General features: G+C 61.4%; 15 protein-coding genes. 11 read left to right on the top strand and 4 right to left on the bottom strand.

All coding sequences use genetic code 11. The features are described 5' to 3' along the window. Nucleotides 1-64: 64 nt before the first annotated feature. Nucleotides 65-1519, bottom strand: a complete 1455-nt coding sequence (locus tag HMPREF9237_RS05985) for an MFS transporter (protein WP_016442838.1) — start codon at nt 1517-1519, stop codon at nt 65-67. A gap of 207 nt (nt 1520-1726) precedes the next feature. On the opposite strand from HMPREF9237_RS05985, the gene aspS reads away from it, so the two are divergent. Next, nucleotides 1727-3571 carry an aspartate--tRNA ligase gene (aspS, locus tag HMPREF9237_RS05980; RefSeq protein ID WP_016442837.1) on the top strand — a complete coding sequence of 615 codons (1845 nt, stop codon included), beginning with the start codon at nt 1727-1729 and terminating at the stop codon, nt 3569-3571. 65 nt (nt 3572-3636) lie between these two features. Here aspS and HMPREF9237_RS05975 read toward each other — a convergent pair whose 3' ends face one another. After that, the gene (locus HMPREF9237_RS05975; protein WP_016442836.1) at nt 3637-4185 is read right to left on the bottom strand and encodes a DUF421 domain-containing protein; all 549 of its coding nucleotides are present in this window, start codon (nt 4183-4185) and stop codon (nt 3637-3639) included. Nucleotides 4186-4192: 7 nt separating this feature from the next. Then, nucleotides 4193-6820, bottom strand: coding sequence for an MMPL family transporter (locus tag HMPREF9237_RS05970; RefSeq protein ID WP_155875947.1), 2628 nt, complete (start codon nt 6818-6820; stop codon nt 4193-4195). 131 nt (nt 6821-6951) lie between these two features. On the opposite strand from HMPREF9237_RS05970, the gene HMPREF9237_RS05965 reads away from it, so the two are divergent. From HMPREF9237_RS05965 to HMPREF9237_RS05920, 10 genes are all read left to right on the top strand, one after another. Then, entirely contained in the window at nt 6952-8295 is a 1344-nt protein-coding gene (locus HMPREF9237_RS05965) for a replication-associated recombination protein A (RefSeq protein WP_016442834.1), read from the top strand. Nucleotides 8296-8406: 111 nt separating this feature from the next. After that, the gene (gene rpsD / locus HMPREF9237_RS05960; protein ID WP_016442833.1) at nt 8407-9027 is read left to right on the top strand and encodes a 30S ribosomal protein S4; all 621 of its coding nucleotides are present in this window, start codon (nt 8407-8409) and stop codon (nt 9025-9027) included. A 236-nt stretch (nt 9028-9263) separates the two neighbouring features. Beyond that, nucleotides 9264-11945, top strand: a complete 2682-nt coding sequence (gene alaS, locus HMPREF9237_RS05955; RefSeq protein ID WP_016442832.1) for an alanine--tRNA ligase — start codon at nt 9264-9266, stop codon at nt 11943-11945. Then, the gene (ruvX, locus tag HMPREF9237_RS05950; protein WP_016442831.1) at nt 11945-12436 is read left to right on the top strand and encodes a Holliday junction resolvase RuvX; all 492 of its coding nucleotides are present in this window, start codon (nt 11945-11947) and stop codon (nt 12434-12436) included. The genes alaS and ruvX overlap by 1 nt, the downstream gene beginning before the upstream one ends. After that, complete coding sequence (gene mltG, locus HMPREF9237_RS05945) at nt 12429-13775, top strand: endolytic transglycosylase MltG (RefSeq protein ID WP_016442830.1); 1347 nt, start codon at nt 12429-12431, stop codon at nt 13773-13775. Before ruvX ends, mltG begins: the two co-directional genes overlap by 8 nt. A gap of 155 nt (nt 13776-13930) precedes the next feature. Next, a complete protein-coding gene (locus HMPREF9237_RS05940; RefSeq protein WP_016442829.1) occupies nt 13931-14560 on the top strand; it encodes a prepilin peptidase in 630 nt (209 codons plus the stop codon). Between the two features lie 131 nt (nt 14561-14691). After that, nucleotides 14692-15903, top strand: a complete 1212-nt coding sequence (aroC, locus tag HMPREF9237_RS05935) for a chorismate synthase (RefSeq protein ID WP_016442828.1) — start codon at nt 14692-14694, stop codon at nt 15901-15903. Continuing rightward, nucleotides 15900-16430, top strand: a complete 531-nt coding sequence (locus HMPREF9237_RS05930) for a shikimate kinase (protein ID WP_016442827.1) — start codon at nt 15900-15902, stop codon at nt 16428-16430. The genes aroC and HMPREF9237_RS05930 overlap by 4 nt, the downstream gene beginning before the upstream one ends. 128 nt (nt 16431-16558) lie before the next feature. After that, nucleotides 16559-17122 carry an elongation factor P gene (gene efp / locus HMPREF9237_RS05925; protein ID WP_016442826.1) on the top strand — a complete coding sequence of 188 codons (564 nt, stop codon included), beginning with the start codon at nt 16559-16561 and terminating at the stop codon, nt 17120-17122. Further along, complete coding sequence (locus HMPREF9237_RS05920; RefSeq protein ID WP_016442825.1) at nt 17122-17724, top strand: transcription antitermination protein NusB; 603 nt, start codon at nt 17122-17124, stop codon at nt 17722-17724. Before efp ends, HMPREF9237_RS05920 begins: the two co-directional genes overlap by 1 nt. Before the next feature lie 131 nt (nt 17725-17855). Here the strand turns inward: HMPREF9237_RS05920 and HMPREF9237_RS05915 are convergent, their stop codons facing one another. Then, nucleotides 17856-18233, bottom strand: coding sequence for an RNA-binding S4 domain-containing protein (locus tag HMPREF9237_RS05915; protein ID WP_016442824.1), 378 nt, complete (start codon nt 18231-18233; stop codon nt 17856-17858). Nucleotides 18234-18245 lie beyond the last annotated feature (12 nt).

The following is an 18245-nucleotide window of genomic DNA, read 5'->3' as shown; positions in this document are numbered from 1 at the left end:
CGCTACTAGTTTACTCCGGGGTGCAAGTCTGACGGCGGATATGCGCGGTGAGCTTGCCCTCTGTTCACGCGGCGCTGGGATCCTCGCTGAGCATATCCGAGCCGCTCAGTTGTTCGCCACCCGGGCCGACGCCGCTCAGGCGTTGCGATTCGGCAAGATTGGCCGCGGCCTCGCTGCCCGCGGGCGGCACAATGCGGCTGGCCACCACCGCACCTGCGATAGTCAGTGCAATGGATACCGCGATTCCAGCCATAAGCGCAATATCCTGCGGCGGGGTAAGAACCGAATAGATAATGCCAATAATCGCGGCGACGAGCGATGTTCCCATGGAGTCTGCGACCTGGAGCGCAGAGGAGGTGCGCCCCTGACCCGCCTGAGAGGTGCAGGCGAGTGCATGCACGCTCAGCGCCGGGAAAGCGAAACCGCAACCGATACCGGCAATGGCCCAGCCAATAATGACGAGACTTCCGGGAAGTGCGTGGTGCGAGCCGGCAAGCACCAAGGCAAGCCCGATGGCATCGGCAATCGAGCCCCATAGCGGCAGGCGTAGACGCAGCGCCGCGTTAGTAATACGCCCGGAGAAATACGAGCCCACCGCCCAGGTAATTGAACCAACCGATAAAATAAGACCGGCTTCCACCGGGCTCCACCCGTGCACATCCTGGAGCAGCAGGGGCAAAAACATCTCGATTGCCACGAATGTTCCCAGCAATACACGGGTGGTAATAGTGGCGGGAAGCCCGCGTTGCGCACGGAAAGTCCCGCGCGGGAAGAGCGGGCGAGCGCAGAAGAGCAAGCCAACTCCACACACCCCGATAATGGCGAAAGTGTGCGCATTATGCGAGGTTGCCCCGCTCATAATTTGCAGGCAGGCTACCAGGGCGCCGGTACCGAAAGCTGGAATGACCATGGTGCGAATATTCATCGGCTTCTTGACGCGATCAATATCCGGGATTTTGTTCATACCGATAAAGAAGAATGGACCAATGAACAGGATAGTGGCCGGTACGAAACCGAAAATCCACCGCCAGGACATTGCCTCAACGATGATGCCGGCGAGCAGGGGGCCGAAAAGCGAGGGGAGGACCCAGGCAGCGGCGAAAGCGGTGAAGAATCCAGGGCGACGACGCGGCTGCACGCTATTGCCCACGATGGTGTAGAAGGGCACGATAATGAGGCCCCCGCCCAGGCCCTGGATGGCGCGCCCGGCCACGAAAATCTCCATGCTGGGGGAGACGGTACAGATCGTGAGCCCCAAGGTGAGAAGTACAACGCCGGTGTACAGGCAGGAATGTGGGCCTTTGGAATCGGACCATTCCCCGGCGAGCGCCGTTGTCATGAGTTGGGCAGCAAGTACCACACCGAGCGCGAGAGCGTAAAGGTTCTGACCGTCGAAAGCACGCGCGACGGTAGGCATGGCCGTGGTGACCGCCATGCTCTCAAAAGCAACGAGCGAAATAAAGCCAACGGAAAAAATACGGAAAAGGCGTTCGCGCTCCGGAGATAGATACCTGCTCATTAGATCAATTACACCAGCGGGAGGGGGAAGAAAGGAAGAGGAGGAGCTCAAGAAAGGCGGTGGTGTGTGCCACCGTTAGGGTCTAAGCCTAACTTTTGCCCCGAGTGCGCCGCGGGTTCTACCATGGATCTGGTGCTTGCTCGTCTCGCAAGCATCTCAGAACGGCCCGTCTAGCCGTTTCCCACGATAAGAAAGAGTGACAAAAGCGTGTTACGTACTCGTTATGCAGGCTCGCTGCGAGCAAGTGATATTGACAGCGAAGTGACGCTGACCGGGTGGGTGGATCGCCGCCGTGACCACGGGGGTATCGCCTTCATTGATTTGCGCGATGCCTCGGGTATCGCACAGGTGACCGTCCGCGAAGAAATTGCGCACGAGTTGCGTAACGAATTCTGCATTAAGGTGACCGGGATTGTGCGTGAACGCCCGGAAGGCAATGCGAACGCGGCCCTGGCCACCGGTGAGATCGAGGTGGAGGCCACGGACGTTGAGGTCCTCAGCCCCGCCGAAGCCCTGCCCTTCCAGGTCTCTGATCACGCCGAAGGCTCCGGCAAGGTTTCGGAAGATGTGCGTCTCAAGTACCGCTACCTGGATTTGCGTCGCTCCTACGAACAGAAGGCACTGCGGCTGCGCGCGAAGGTCAATCAAGCGGCCCGCCGGGTGCTGGACGGCCATGATTTCGTGGAGATTGAAACGCCGACCCTCACCCGTTCCACCCCGGAAGGCGCCCGCGATTTTATTGTTCCGGCGCGCCTCAACCCGGGAACCTGGTACGCCCTGCCGCAGTCCCCGCAGCTCTTTAAGCAGCTGCTCATGGTGGGCGGGATGGAACGCTACTACCAGATTGCCCGCTGCTACCGCGATGAGGATTTCCGCGCGGATCGGCAACCGGAGTTCACCCAGCTGGACGTGGAGATCAGCTTCGTTGATCAAGATGACGTTATCGCGGTCGCCGAAGAAGTGCTGCGTGAGATCTGGAAGCTCATTGGCTATGACCTGGCCACCCCGATTCCGCGGATGACTTTCAAGGACGCCATGGAAAAGTACGGTTCGGATAAGCCGGACCTACGCTTCGGGCTGGAACTTACTGACCTGACCGAGTACTTCAAGGACACTACTTTCCGGGTCTTCCAGAACCCCTATGTGGGCGCGGTGGTTATGCCCGGCGGGGCCTCCCAGCCGCGGCGCACCTTCGATAAGTGGCAGGAATGGGCCAAGGCTCGCGGTGCACACGGTCTGGCCTACGTCACCATCGCGGAGGATGGCACCCTGGGCGGTCCGGTGGCCAAGAATATTACCGATGCGGAACGTGCCGGCCTGGCCGAGGCGACCGGCGCCAAGCCCGGGGATTGCATTTTCTTCGCCGCGGGTGAGCCGACCTTCTCCCGTGAACTGCTGGGCGCGGCCCGCTTGGAAATTGGCCAGCGGGTGGGCCTTATCGATGAAGATGCCTGGGCTTTTGTGTGGGTGGTGGATGCCCCCATGTTCAAGCCGGCCTCGCAGGCCGCGGCGGAAGGCGATGTGGCCCTCGGTTCGCGCTGGACCGCGGTCCATCACGCTTTCACCGCTCCCAAGCCCGAGCACCTCGATACTTTCGATACCGATCCGGCCGGCGCGCTCACGAATGCTTACGATATCGTCTGCAATGGTAACGAGATCGGCGGCGGTTCCATCCGTATCCACCGTCGCGATATCCAGGAGCGTGTCTTCAAAGTCATGGGTATCGATAAGGAGGCCGCGGAGGAGAAATTCGGTTTCCTCCTCGAGGCTTTCAAATTCGGTGCGCCCCCGCACGGTGGGATTGCTTTCGGTTGGGATCGCATTGTGTCCCTGCTGGTCAAGGCCCCTTCGATCCGCGATGTTATCGCTTTCCCGAAGATCGGCAACGGTTGGGATCCCCTCACGGATGCTCCCGCGGAAATTACCGCGCAGCAGCGTAAGGAAGCCGGTGTGGATGCCACCCCGAAGGCTCGCTCTGGCGCGGTGGATGCCGCCACCGGGGCGCCCCTCGCGGAGGAGGCAGTAGCTGCCGGTGAGCCCAGTGCAAAGTAGCGGCCCGGCTGCCGCGTAGCGGCGGTCGCGAGCCTAGCGGTATAGCGGGAAGACGCCGAGCGTGCTCAGATGCGCTCGGCGTCTTTCACACCCGCAAGCAGGCGTGGATCAAGCGTGGCAGCCGGCCCGGTGAGCACCGATAGCTGCCCATTGGGTTCAAGGATGACAGCTGCGACGTCGTCCACACACGCAACGCCGCGCAAGCGCAAAGCCATCATGATTTCTTCCGTGGTGGTCGAGTGCCGCCGCGCGGCGGGTGTGAGTTCCCCGCGCGCCCAGATAACGACGGGCCGCGCGTGCACCCAGGCTTCCCCGCGGTGCGAGAGCGCGATAAAACGCAGTAGCGCTTGCATGAAGAACAGGGTGAGAAGGGCGACGACGCCGCCGGCCAGGGTGGGAGTATGTCCGAGTGTCACGCGCCCCGCGATCGCCCCAATAACGACGACGGCCGCCATATCCGAGGTGGAAAGCCGGCTCACCACGTTTTGCCCCAGGGCCCGCAAAATCACCACGAGGAAAAGGTAGATAAGGCAGGTGGCTACTGCGATAGCGCCAGCCTGTAACCAGGTGATACCCAGGAGTTCAGCTAGATTCAGGTGATTGATTTCAGACATGCCTCCATTATGACGCGGCGTGCCGGCCGCGTGGCATCGGCGTTACGGTGCTCGCGTGTGCGGGGGTATTGGGGGTGTCGGTGCTTAGCGACGTGGAACCCGTGAGAAGGGCCTTCGGCTCATCATCCGTGGCGGTTGCCGGCTCGTGGTGTTCGAGGGTGCGGTGCCCGCCTTCGGACACCCCAAAACGCTGGTAAATACGCGATAGCCAGCGCGGCGCCCACCAATTCCACTTGCCCAGCACCGTCATGGTGGCCGGGACCAGGAGGATACGGCTGAGGCTAGTATCCGCGATGACGGTGATGGCCAATAGCACGCCCACTTCCTTGATCGCGAGCATCTGCCCGAAGCAGAACCCCACGAAGACCGCCACGATAATCGCGGCCGCGGAGGTAATAATCCGCCCGGAGCGCTGCAAGCCCAGCGAAACCGCCCGATCATTCGATTCCCCGGAATCCCAGTATTCCTTCATGCGGGCCACCAAGAACACTTCGTAATCCATGGAAAGTCCGAATCCGAAGGCCAGGCCGCAAGCCACTACCACCGCCGTAAGTCCATTCGTTTCCGGCAAGCCCAGCAGGCCGTTATCGAAGAGGAAAGCGGTTAGCCCGAGGGAGGCCACCAGGGAGAGCGAATTAATAATGATGGCCTTGAGGGGGATCAATACCGACCCGGTCATGAGGAAGAGCAAAATCAGTACGGCGAGTAGCACCACCGCGAAGGCAATGGGTGCACCTTCGCGCAGCACCTCATTGAAATCAATCTGGATGGCGGCGCTGCCACCCACCAGAATCTCTGTATTTGCGGCGCTTGCCGCATGCGTGCGGATATCACGAACGGTATTACTGGCCTGGGCGGAGGTAGGATCCCCACCGCTCACGAATACCCCGAGGTTATGCCAGCCGTTATCCATTTTCGTGGATTCCCCGACCTTGGAAACTGCCGGCAGCCCGGCGATCCACTCGGATTGCTCGCGCAGCGCGGCATCATCACCCTTGACAAGGACAGTAATGGCCGGCTGGCTCAAATCCGGGTAGTCACGTTTCAGTATCTCCTGAGTGGTGCCCGGCGAGGACGTCACCGGAATATATTCACTGGTATCCGTGCGTAATGTGGTGTCCTTAATAGGAATAATCATGACCACGAGGATGGCCGTGACCACAGTCATAATAACCCACGGGCGACGCTGCACCCAGCCGGCGATACGGGAGAATACCCCGTGATCGGTATGGGTATCACCCACCGCGCGCATAAGGTGCCCCAATCCGGGAATCTTCGCGAGCGCGGAGGGCTGGGCCAGCCGTGGCCCGGCAATGCGTAATAGCGCCGGTACCAAACTCACCGCGGAAATAACCGCGAGCAGCACGACGACGAAACCGCCCATGGCGATCACCCGAATAATGCGGGAATTGAAGGCCAGCAGCCCGGCAATGGCGAAAGCAATGGTGACGGCGGAGAAGATGACGGTGCGCCCGGCGGTGCGAACCGTGGTGGCCAGCGCTCCTTCCATAATGGTGGCCAGTTCCTTTTTCTCCGGGCGGGCACCCGGTCCGTAGCGCCTTTCGATACCGCGGGTGATTTCTTCGCGGTAGCGGGAGACTACCAGCAGGCCGTAATCAATGGAGAGTGCCAAACCGATAATGGATACCACGTTGAGCACGAAGGAATCCACATCCGCCATGAAAGTGAGGAGCCAAATACCACCCAGGGTAATAATGATGGCCACAATAGCCCCGGCCAGCGGCATGAGGGCGGTGAGGACACCGCCGAAGACCAGCACCATGAGGATGAGGGCTACCGGGAGGCCAATGGCTTCCCCGCGCACCAGATCGTGACGGGCCACATCGTTAATGGCGGTCATTGCCGCGTTCGCGGAGGTGGCATCCACCTGGACAGAGTTCGTGGCCGCGAAAGCATGGAGAGCCTTCTCAACATCGGCTTCGGTGGCCTCGGTATTCGCCTTCGAGGTGAAGGTGATGACGAGGGCGAAGCCGTCCGCGGCACGCAAACCGGCTGTTTCCTCGCGTGCCTGGGTGCGTGCGGTGCTCATGCCTTCTTCACGTGCGGAGGTGACGATTTCTTCCTCGCTGGGTTGGCCCGCCTGGGCCGCGGCGGCCGCGGCGCTCGCCTCCTGGGTGGCACGGGCCTGAGCTGCTTCGCGGGGCATTCCGGCGCGCATAAGCTGCGCGGTGGCGGCCTCAATCTGGGCGGTGAGTTGCTGCTGGGCTGCCGCGGCGGCCTTCTGGTACTCTGCGCGTGCTTTTTCCTCCGCCTGGGCTGCGCCTTCCGCTTCGGCTTCTCGCACGAGGGAGGGGGAACTCAGAGCGCTGGAAACGCCGGGTATTTTCGCGATCTCCTCACTGAGATCAGCGACAGCAGAGGTCAGCTCCTGCGGATTCACAGCTCCGTGGATGACGGCCACCATGCGGTAATCACCCTGGGAATCGGTGAGTTCCAGGACGCGGGCGGATTCGGTGCCGGTGGTGAGGCCCTGGGTGGAGGACATACGGGAGAACAGGCCTCCCTGGCCGAAACCTGACAGTGCGGCGAAACCGGCAACAACGGCGCACAATATCCAGGTGATGATGACTCTCCACGGGTGGCGAATAGAGGCACGCGCTAACAACTCTGTCATGTCTCTATTATCGCTCATTTTCCCGAAAAATAGCGGTTTTTAAGCCATTTTTGAACGCTTGACCTGGATCTTTTGCGGTGACTTCAGTAGTCGGAGCATGAGCCTAGGTGCAGAGCTCGTAGACTGGGAGGGTGGATCTCTTTGAAAGTAGCCAGGTTGATGCTCGCGGGGTGCCCGATTCTGATACCGGCCCGCTGGCGGTGCGGATGCGCCCGCGCACGGCCGCCGAGGTGGTCGGTCAGGATGAGGTGCTCGCCCGCGGCGCACCCTTGCGCCGCCTCATTGACGCGGAGGCCGGGTCTGCGCCGTCGTCCGTATTTTTATGGGGCCCGCCCGGGGTGGGGAAAACAACCCTCGCGTACCTTATTGCCCGGTCAGGCCACCGTGATTTTATTGAGCTATCGGCGGTGAGCGCCGGGGTGAAAGACGTGCGTGCCGCGGTGGATAGCGCCCGGCGCAAACTGGTGAGCAGCGGTACCGAGACCGTGCTTTTTATTGATGAGGTGCATCGCTTCTCGAAAACACAGCAGGACGCGCTGCTGCCGGCCGTGGAAAACGGGTGGGTGATCCTGGTGGCCGCGACCACCGAAAATCCGGCCTTTTCCGTGGTGGCGCCGCTGCTCTCGCGCTCGCTTCTCATCACGCTACGCGGTTTGAACGACGACGATATCCGCGCCATCATCAATCGGGCCCTCACCAGTGAGCGCGGGCTGGGCGGGGCATATACCCTGGACGAAGATGCGGAATATAACCTGGTGCGCCTGGCCGGGGCGGATGGCCGGCGCAGCCTGACCCTCCTGGAAGCCGCGGTGGACGGAGCACGCGCCCGCGGGGAACAACGGGTGAGTGTGGAAGATGTTGCCCGGGCGGCCGACGGCGCTACCGTACGTTACGACCGTGACGGTGATGAGCACTACCAGGTGATTTCCGCCTTTATTAAATCGATCCGCGGCTCGGATGTGGATGCGGCGATGCATTACCTGGCGCGCATGTTGGAAGCGGGGGAGGATCCGCGGTTCATCGCGCGCCGCCTCATGATTTCCGCGGCTGAAGATGTGGGAATGGCCGATCCGTCCGCGCTGCAAACCGCCACCGCGGCGGCCCAGGCAGTGGCTCTGGTGGGCATGCCTGAAGCGCGGATTATCCTCGCGGAAGCCGTGGTCCACCTGGCCACCGCCCCAAAATCAAACCGGGCCTACCGCGCCATTAATGCCGCTATTGCCGATGTGCGGGCTGGGAAAAGCGCCCCGGTACCCCTCGCGCTGCGCAATGCCTCTTTCAAAGGCGCAGCTGAACAGGGCTACGGGGAGGGATACCGTTACGCCCACGACTATGAGGAAGGTATCGCTCCCATGCAATTTATGCCGGAGGGCTTGGAAGGTACTCGCTATTACGAACCCACCACCCGCGGCTACGAGGCCAATATCACTCCGAGGCTGGCACATAACCGCGAGGTGCTCGGCCGGGAGAACTGATACACTAGTTCGGTTGCTTTGCGAGAAGTAACACCTGGGGTCTTAGCCGATTGTGTTGGCCCCGAACCGGCGCCGCCCGGCGCTGGAACGTACATCTACAGGAGATTATCAATGGCAGGAAATCGTTCTCGTAAGGCCGTGCGTCAGTCGCGCGCCCTGGGCATCGCCCTCACCCCGAAGGCGGAGCGCTATATGCAGCGCCGCCCCTACCGTCCCGGTGAGCACGGCCGTGGCCGCACCAAGGATTCCGACTACTCGGTTCGTCTCAAGGAAAAGCAGCGGCTGCGTGCCCAGTACGGCATCCGCGAAGCGCAGATGCGCCGCGTATGGGAAGAAGCGCGCCGCCAGGATGGTCTGGCCGGTGAAAACCTCGTGGAGCTGCTGGAAATGCGCCTGGATGCCCTGGTGCTGCGCGCCGGCTTCGCGCGTACCATCGCGCAGGCTCGTCAGGTTGTGGGCCACTCCCACGTTATGGTGGACGGCAAGATCGTCAACCTCCCGTCCTATCGCGTGACTCCGGGTCAGGTGGTGCAGGTCAAGCCGAAGTCGCAGGCTTCCCCGCAGTTCCTCGTGGCTGCGCAGGGTGCGCACCGCGATGTGCTCCCCGCGGTTCCCGAATATCTCGATGTTGATCTGGAGAAGCTGAAGTTCACTCTGGTGCGCCGCCCGCGCCGCGTGGAAGTTCCGGTCCAGGCTGACGTCCAGATGATCGTCGAATACTACTCCCGCTAAAGATGTGGGACTTGAGGAAGGGTGCACCCGGAAAGGTGTGCCCTTCCTTTATTTCATAGCTTTTAGCTATGTGAAAGCGATGCTCGCCGCTGCTTGTCGCGCCCACGCAGGTAGCTGCGGCGTCGTCGTAAAAAATATGCCACTCCCGCCCGCGCCTCGAAAATACCGGGCGGGAGAGCCTGTACCATAGGTGCGTGGTCGGAACGGCCACATAAGCCATAAGGAGACAAATACGTATGCGCACCGCTGAGATTCGCCGGCGCTGGCTGGATTACTTCGCGAAGCACGACCATCATATTGAGCCGTCCGTGCCCCTCGTGTCGCCCGATCCCTCCATTTTGTTCACGATTGCCGGCATGGTTCCCTTCATTCCTTATATCGTGGGAACGCAGCGAGCTCCGTGGCCGAGGGTAGCCTCGGTACAGAAGTGCATCCGTACCAATGACATCGATAACGTTGGTAAAACCACGCGGCACGGTACTTTCTTCCAGATGTGCGGCAATTTCTCCTTCGGGGACTACTTCAAAGAAGGCGCTATCGACCTGGCCTTCGGGCTGCTGTGCGCGCCGCTGGAAGAAGGCGGCTACGGCCTGGACATCGAGCGCATGTGGGTGACCATCTGGGAAGAAGATGAGGTCTCTTTCGCTAAGCTCGTTGAGGTGGGCGTCAATCCGGCCCATATCGTCAAGCTGACCCGGGAAGAAATTTTCTGGTCCACGGGCCAGCCTGGACCGGCCGGTCCCTGCGCGGAAATTCATTACGACCGCGGCCCCGAATACGGCCCGGACGCCGTGGGCGGGACCGTGGACCCGGGCGGGGACCGCTACCTGGAAGTGTGGAACCTCGTTTTCGACCAGTACCGGCGCGGGGAAGGCTCCGGAAGCGACTACCCGCTGCTCGGGGAACTGGACCAAACCGCTATCGATACCGGCGCGGGCCTGGAGCGTATCGCCTTCCTGCTCCAGGGTAAAAATAACATGTACGAAACCGATGAGGTTTGGCCGGTTATTGCCCGCACCCAGGAACTCACCGGGCGTACCTACGGCGCGAATGAGGAAGATGACGTTCGCATGCGCGTGATCGCCGACCACGTGCGCTCGGCCATGATGCTTATTAACGACGGCGTGCGCCCGGGTAATGACGGACGCGGCTACGTGCTGCGCCGGCTCATGCGGCGCGCCATCCGTTCGGTCCGTTTGCTCGGGGTGGATGCCGCGGTCCTCGGTGACCTGGTGGAAACCTCGAAGAACGCCATGAAGGAGTCCTACCCCGATCTGGAGGAAAACTTCGGGCAGATTCACCAGGTGGCGGTGGAAGAAGAAGCTGCCTTCCGGCGTACCCTGGCCACCGGCGAACAGATTTTCGCGGCGGCCGTGGATTCGGCAAAGAGCACGCCGCATACCGGCAAGGTGATTATTCCCGGCTCAGCGGCTTTCACGCTGCACGACACCTACGGATTCCCCATCGACCTCACCTTGGAAATGGCGGCCGAAAAGGGCGTGGCTGTGGACGAAAAGGGCTTCCGGGCCCTCATGACCGAGCAGCGTGAACGCGCGCGGGCAGATGCGCAGGCGAAGAAGACCGGGCATGTGGACGCGCATGTCTACCACGAGATTCTCGATGCGCAGGGCGGGCCCACCTCCTTCCTCGGCTACTTCGAAAAGGCTGCGGAAGCACGCGTGGTGGCCATCCTTGAAAACGGGGTGCCGGTGCCCGCGGTCACGGCGCCTTCCGATGCCGATGTTATTTTGGACAAGACCCCCTTCTACGCCGAAATGGGCGGGCAGCTGGCCGATCACGGTACCATTAGCGTCGCCGGGGGCGGTATGTTCGACGTCGTTGACGTCCAGGCGCCCGTCAAGGGATTGCATGTGCATCGCGGTTCGCTTACCGAAGGGACCATCGCGGTGGGTGACATCGTCCACGCGCAAATCGATACCCTACGTCGCCACCGGATCGCTCAGGCGCATACCGCAACCCATATGATCCACAAGGTGCTCCACGAATTTATCGGGGAGCAGGCTACCCAGGCCGGTTCCGAGGATGCTCCCTCGCGGCTGCGTTTTGATTTCCGGCACGGTTCGCAAATCCCGGTGGACGTTATGACGCAAATCGAGGCGCGTGCCAATGAACGCCTCCAGGACAACCTGGAAGTCACGTGGGCGGAATACCCGATTGAAGAAGCCAAGAAACTCGGGGCACAAATGCTCTTCGGAGAGAAATACGGCGATATCGTGCGGGTGGTGTCCATTGATGATGCCTGGTCGCGGGAATTCTGCGCCGGCACCCACGTGGCCAATACCGGTGAAATCGGGATGATTACCGTATTGGGTGAATCCTCCATCGGTTCCGGGGTGCGCCGAATTGACGCGCTGGTGGGTGAAAGCGCCTACGCGCAGGGGGCACGTGAACGCGCCCTGGTTTCCCAGCTCACAGCGATGATGGGGGTGCGCCCGGAGGAACTTCCCGAGCGTATTGACACCATGCTCGGCAAGCTGAAAGCGGCTGAAAAGCAAATCGCGGCGCTGCGTCAAAAAGATATTGTGGGGCAGGTGGACACGGTTATTTCCCAGGGTGTGCACCTGGGTAGCCGCACCCTCTATCGCGCCCATCTTGGCGTGGTAGACAGCGCGGATGACCTGCGGGTACTCGCGACGGAGATCCGCGGGCGGTTGGCCCCCTCCGAGGATTTCATCGTCATTATTACCGGGATTAGCAATGAGCGGCCCCTCATCGTGGTGGCGGCTTCCGAAGCGGCGCGCAGTGCCGGGATAAAGGCCGGAGCGTTGGTTTCCCGCGCGGCCAAGATCCTGGGCGGGGGCGGCGGCGGTAAGCCGGATCTCGCGCAGGGCGGTGGTTCGGATGTGACCAAGCTGGATGATGCCCTCGCGGTTCTGGAAGCGGAGCTGCGCGGCTAATGCGGCGAGGCGTGCGGATCGGAGTGGACGTAGGACGGGCGCGTACCGGCGTGGCCAGTTGCGATAGTGACGGCATCCTCGCCACTCCGGTCGCCACGCTCCCGGCGAACGGCACGGATGTAAGTGAAGTTGCTCGCGAGGTGCGCGAGCGCGGCGCCATGGAAGTAATCGTGGGGCTGCCGCGCAATATGGACGGGAGCGAAGGGGCCTCCGCACGGTATTCGCGCAGGTGGGCGCGGCGTTTAGCCCGGCGTATCGCCCCGGTTCCGGTGCGCTTATTCGACGAGCGGCTCTCCACGGTGGCCGCCCATGCCCAATTGCATCAGGCCGGGCGCAGCTCGCGGAGCCACCGTGCCGTTGTTGACCAGGTTGCGGCGACCGTTATTCTTAATAATGCGTTGGAAGCAGAGAGGCTCACCGGCGCACCCGCCGGCGAACTTGTGGCGGCACAGACCGAAGCGCAAAGCGAAGCGAAAGGCGATAATGAGTGACGTTTTTGACCGCTTGAGTGCGGATGACGCCGACATCCCGCGCCGTCGCCAATCGGGTGCGCGGCGCAGCTCTCACGGAGGTGGCTCCCAGCGCGGCACTGCGCCGCGAGGCGGGGCACGCGGAAGTCATCCCTACGGACGCGGCTCGCAGGGGCGCGGAAGTTCCGGGCGGGTACCGGCGGGGCGTGGTCCATCGGGGCGAAATTCAGAAGGCCGCAATGCTGCGGAGGCGAGGCGTCGGGCTGCTGCGCGGCGTACTGAGCGTGCCCGCTTGCGCCGACGTAAGCGCATCACCACCGGAATTATTACTGTTTTGCTTGTCACCGCGCTCACCGCTGCGGCTGTTATTTTCTTCCCGCGCCTGCTGCACAGCTCTGATACCGTGCGTGACTACAGCGGAGAAGGAACCGGCCAGGTGGTGGTGCGGATTCCAGAAGGGGCTACCGGGCGCCAGATCGCCGCGGTACTCGCCGAGAAAAATATCGTGGCCACCGAAGGCGCATTTATTGACGTATTTTCCCGGGATCCGCGCTCCACGGGCATCCAGGCTGGGGCTTATACCCTGCGTGAACAGATGTCGGCATCGGCCGCGCTTTCCGCGCTACTGGACCCGGCCAATGCCGCCACGATTAAAGTGACGATTCCCGAGGGATTTACCAAATGGCAGGTGCGTGACCGGCTCGGTAACCTCATGGATATTGACGTCGGAGTGGTCGAAGATGCGATGAACGATGCCGCAGCTATCGGTCTACCCGCGGAAGCCGGCGGTAACGTGGAAGGTTGGCTGGCGCCCGCCACCTATGATTTTGATCCGAATACCACGGTGACCGAGGCACTCCAGCAGATGGTAGAAGTTCAGGTCGGGCGCCTGGAAGCCAGCGGTGCGGAACGGAGTCGGTGGCAGGCAGTGCTCACTACTGCGTCCATCGTGGAACGCGAAGGGCATCCGGCAGATTACCCGAAAATTGCCCGTGTCATTGAGAACCGACTCGGGGATAATGCCCCGGAAGTAGCGGGGCGTCTTCAGATGGATTCCACCGTGCTCTACGGGGTTGGCAAATCCGGCGGGGTACCCACCCGGGCTGAATTGGATGCGGAGAATCCCTATAACACCTACCGGGTGAAGGGCCTACCGCCCACCGCTATCGGGGCACCCGGTGTGGAAGCCATTGAGGCGGCGGTTAATCCGGCCGAAGGTAATTGGCTCTATTTCACCACGGTCAATCTGGAAACCGGAGAAACGAAATTCACGGCCGATTACGAGGAACAGATGCGTTTCCAGGCCGAGTTCCGCGAATGGTACGCCGCACACCCGGACGGAGAGAAAAAGGACCACTAGCGTAGCCGCATATAGGTACGACGGCGCAGTGACACTCTGGCACATATCGATGTGTCGGTGCCAGATTTTATCCCCAGGCTGCCCAAAGTGCTGTGCTATCCACAGGGCGCAGGCTGGGGCTGGTTGAGGTGCCGGGGAATCCGTAACCTGGGCGCATGCCCTTCTTTTCCCGCGAGCGCATTCTGCGCGGCACCCTCAGCCCACCGGTAGCGGTGTTGCTCATGCTGGGTCTGAGCCTGTCCTGGACGGGCTTGGGATGGTCGCGTTCGGTAGGTGCGCTTGGCGGTGGGAACCAGGTTATTGAAGCGGGTGCGGCTAGCTCTGCCGGCGCGTACCTGGGCGCCGGAGCGTTCCTGAGTACCGGTGTGCTTGCGCTTCTTTGCGAGGCCGTGTGCGGGGCGTGCCTGGCACTTGCCGCGGTGGTGGACGCGCGGGTGCAGCTCCTTCCCGATCCGTTGCTGGCCGCGGCCGGGGGAGTGGCACTCACGGGAATAGCGCTGCGCGGGCAGTGGGAGAATATCGGTATCGGAGCCGTGGCCGGCCTGGGCGGCTATGTGACGCATCGCCTCGCGCAGCTCGGGTGGGGTGATGTCAAAATGCTTATCGTGCTGGGATGGTGGACGGGCTCACAGCTCGGTCTGGTCTTGCTTCTCAGTGTTGCGGGCGCGGGTATTTTCGCCGCGGTACGGGTGTTGAGCGCCCAGCTCACCCTGGCCGATGCGGTGCCGCTCGGGCCGTGGCTCATGGGCGGTGGCGCCCTCGCGTGGCTGGCCGGGCTAGGATAGGGAGGCGCCCGTCTCCTCGGCACCTCCGGGGCATAGCGGGCGAACTGGAACCCGTCACCGCTGTAGTATCAGCACGGGTGGCCGAGATCGGTAACGGGAACTATGTACATAGGGAACGGGGAAGGACGCGGATGATTCGGTGGTCAACAGCGGGGGAATCCCACGGAGCAGCCCTCGTGGCGCTTATTGAGGGAATCCCAGCGGGCTTGAGCCTGAGTTCAGATACCATTCGGGATCACTTGGCCCGCCGCCGGCTCGGCTATGGGCGCGGTGCTCGCCAGAAATTCGAACAGGACAAACTCCACGTTCTCACCGGATTGCGGCACGGAGCCACACTTGGGTCGCCGATCGCGCTCGTCATTGAGAATTCCGAATGGCCCAAATGGGAAGCGGTTATGTCCGTTGATCCGGTTCCACCCGAAGCCCTGCTGCGCAATGCCGGGCGGGGAGATAGCCAAGAACTTGCCCGGAATAAACGCCTCACCGCGCCCCGGCCCGGACATGCTGATCTCACCGGCATGAACAAATATGACCACAACGATGCTCGAAACGTCCTTGAACGCGCTTCGGCTCGGGAAACTGCGGCCCGGGTGGCCCTGGGTGCTATTGCCCGCGAGTACGCGAACCAAAGCGCCGGAATCACTATCCTTTCCCGCGTGGTGGCGCTCGGTAGCGTGAGTGATACCTCAGGGATTGTTCCTGGGCCAGCCGATGCTGCAGCTCTTGATACCTCGCCGGTGCGCTGTCTGGATGAGGATACTGCGCGGGCCATGATGGAGGAAGTTGATCGGGCGAAGAAAGCGGGGGACACCCTGGGAGGCGTCGTCGAAGTTCTCGCCTATGGCGTGCCGCAGGGACTGGGTAGTTACGCAACACCTTACGGGCGACTCGACGCGGAACTGGCCCGGGCCATGATGTCGATTCAAGCGGTTAAAGGCGTGGAAATCGGAGATGGATTCGCTACCGCAGGCCGGCTCGGCAGCCAGGCCCATGATGAGATCGTGCGCACAGCAGAAGGCGTGCGGCGCCTGACCAATCGTGCGGGTGGAATCGAAGGCGGCATGTCCAATGGTGAAACGATTCGGGTACGGGTCGCTTTCAAACCTATTTCCACCGTCCCGCGGGCCCTGCGCACCATCGATACTGAAACCGGGGAAGCCACTACCGCGCTGCACCAGCGCAGCGATGCAAGTGCTGTGGTTCCCGGGGCGGTCATCTGCGAAGCGATGATGGCGCTGGTTCTCGCGGAAGCAATCCAGGATAAATTCGGAGGCGACACTCTAGGCGATACCCAGGCGGCGGTGCGCGCCTACCTGGATCGCATCCCGGAGGAACGCCGATGAGCGTGCGGGCAGTCTTGGTCGGGATGCCTGGAGTGGGCAAATCGACCGTGGGAAAGCTGCTGGCCAAAGATCTTCAACTTCCCTTTGCAGATTCGGATGCTCTTATCGTCAGCGAAACGGGGCAGAGCATCCCGGAGATTTTCCAGACGGTGGGAGAAGAAGGATTCCGCAGGCTAGAAGCCGATATTATCGCGCGTACCCTCGCGAATTTTGACGGTGTGCTCTCCCTGGGAGGAGGCGCTATTTTGAGCGGTGCCACCCGGCAAGCACTCCGGGGCTATCCCGTGGTCCTGATCGAAGCACGTATGGATATTCTGGTGCGGCGTATTACCGGCTCGCGCACTCGCCGCCCGCTCCTCGAGGATAATCCTGCGGCGCGGCTACGCGAACTCGACCGGGAACGCACTCCGCTCTACCGCGACGTGGCAAGCGTGACGGTAACTTCCGACGGGGGTTCGCCGCACCGGGTAGTGCGCCGGATTCGCGCGGCCTTGGATGTGTGCAGTGAGGCCGCGAAGGAAAAGTAGCGCGAGGCACTCGAGATAAGAGCGACATCAACCGGTGGAAGTGCAGCAACGGCCGAAAATATGGCCGCGTCGCAAAGATGAAACTCCCCGTGTAAACTTGGGGAGGACTATTTGTGAAAGGATACCTTGTGGCAACAACCAATGATTTGAAGAATGGCATGGTCCTGGTATTCGACAACCAGCTGTGGCAGGTTGTTGAGTTCCAGCACGTCAAGCCGGGCAAGGGCCCCGCTTTCGTGCGGACCAAACTGAAGAATGTCCTCTCCGGTAAGACCGTAGATCGCACCCTCAACGCGGGCATTAAGGTCGAAACCGCCACCGTGGACCGCCGCGATATGCAGTACCTCTATCATGACGGCACCGATTTCATCTTCATGGATGAGGATACCTACGAACAGGTTCCGGTTACCGCTGAGGTCATGGGTAATCTGGCGAACTTCCTGCTGGAGAACCAGAAGGCCATCGTTGCTTTCCACGAAGGTAATGTACTGTTCGTGGAACTCCCCGCATCGGTGATTCTCGAAGTGACGGAAACCGAACCGGGTCTGCAGGGTGACCGTTCTAATGCCGGCACCAAGCCGGCTACGGTGCAGACCGGGTACGAACTCCAGGTGCCGCTCTTCCTCAATATTGGGGACAAGATTAAGGTTGATACGCGCACCGGTGAATACATTTCCCGGGCGAATGACTAATGGCTAAACAGAAGAAACGCCGGTCCACAGGCCGTTCCACTCAGCGTCATCGCGCCTTGGATGTGCTTTTCGAAGCTGATGAAAAAAACATCACCTCGGAAACGGGTATCCTCGAGCTGCTTGCCGAGCGTCAGCGTATCTCTACCGCTCAGGTTCCCATTGGGGAATTTGGTTCGCAGATCGTGACAGCTTACGCGCAGCAAATGTCGCAGGTGGATACCCTCATTGAGGCTTCCTCGGAGGACTGGTCACTCGAACGCATGAACGCGGTGGATCGCAGCGCTTTGCGCGGCGCGGTTGCCGAACTCATGTACCTGGGGACCTTCCGCGGTGCCGTTATTGTGGAATGGACGAACCTCGTGCGTGAATTCTCCACGGATCGCTCGGTCGGTTTTGTGATGGGCGTGCTCAACAAGGCTGCCGATATCCGCGAACGCGAGGAAAGCGGGAACGCACCTATTCTTCAGAACGCCGCCGCTAGCGCGGTAGAAGCTGGAGAAAAAAGCGACTCTTCGGAATCCGATGAGGTCGGCCTGATCGCCGCTATCCGCACCGGTCAGCTGGATGACCCCGAAGCCGCGCGGGTCAGCACCGAAGAATAAGAGTTTCCCGGTCCACCAGTAACTCATGGCGAGTTTCCGTGAATTGACATCACGGAAACTCGCCATTTTTGTGCTTGATATACGGCTTGTGCTGTTAAACGATGACGGTGAACCCCTGAACTCCCGGAAACTTACCGGCGGCCATAATTGGAATTGCGGCCGAACAATCGGTCGAGTTCGCGCCGTTCTTTCTTGGTAGGCCGGCCGCTGCCAGGATCGCGCCGCATAACAGGTAGATAAATTTTTTCCCGCACCGGGGTGAGATCCTCGTAATTCTCCCGAGCTAGCGGAGCGCTCGTCCGCTTGGTAATAATCCCGGTAACTTTAAGAATCCGATCAAAACCTTCCACCCGGTAGCGTACCACATCACCAACACGGACCTTCGCGGCGGGCTTGACCGGTTCATCGTTGATGCGCACGTGGCCCGCCTTGCATTCAGACGTGGCCAGCGAACGGGTTTTGCACTGGCGCACACTCCAGAGCCATACGTCAATCCGGGCTGTTTCCATGGCTGTAGCCTA

The organism is Actinotignum schaalii FB123-CNA-2 (assembly GCF_000411135.1).
Taxonomy (GTDB): domain Bacteria; phylum Actinomycetota; class Actinomycetes; order Actinomycetales; family Actinomycetaceae; genus Actinotignum; species Actinotignum schaalii_A.
This window is presented reverse-complemented; position numbering and strand designations above follow the sequence as displayed.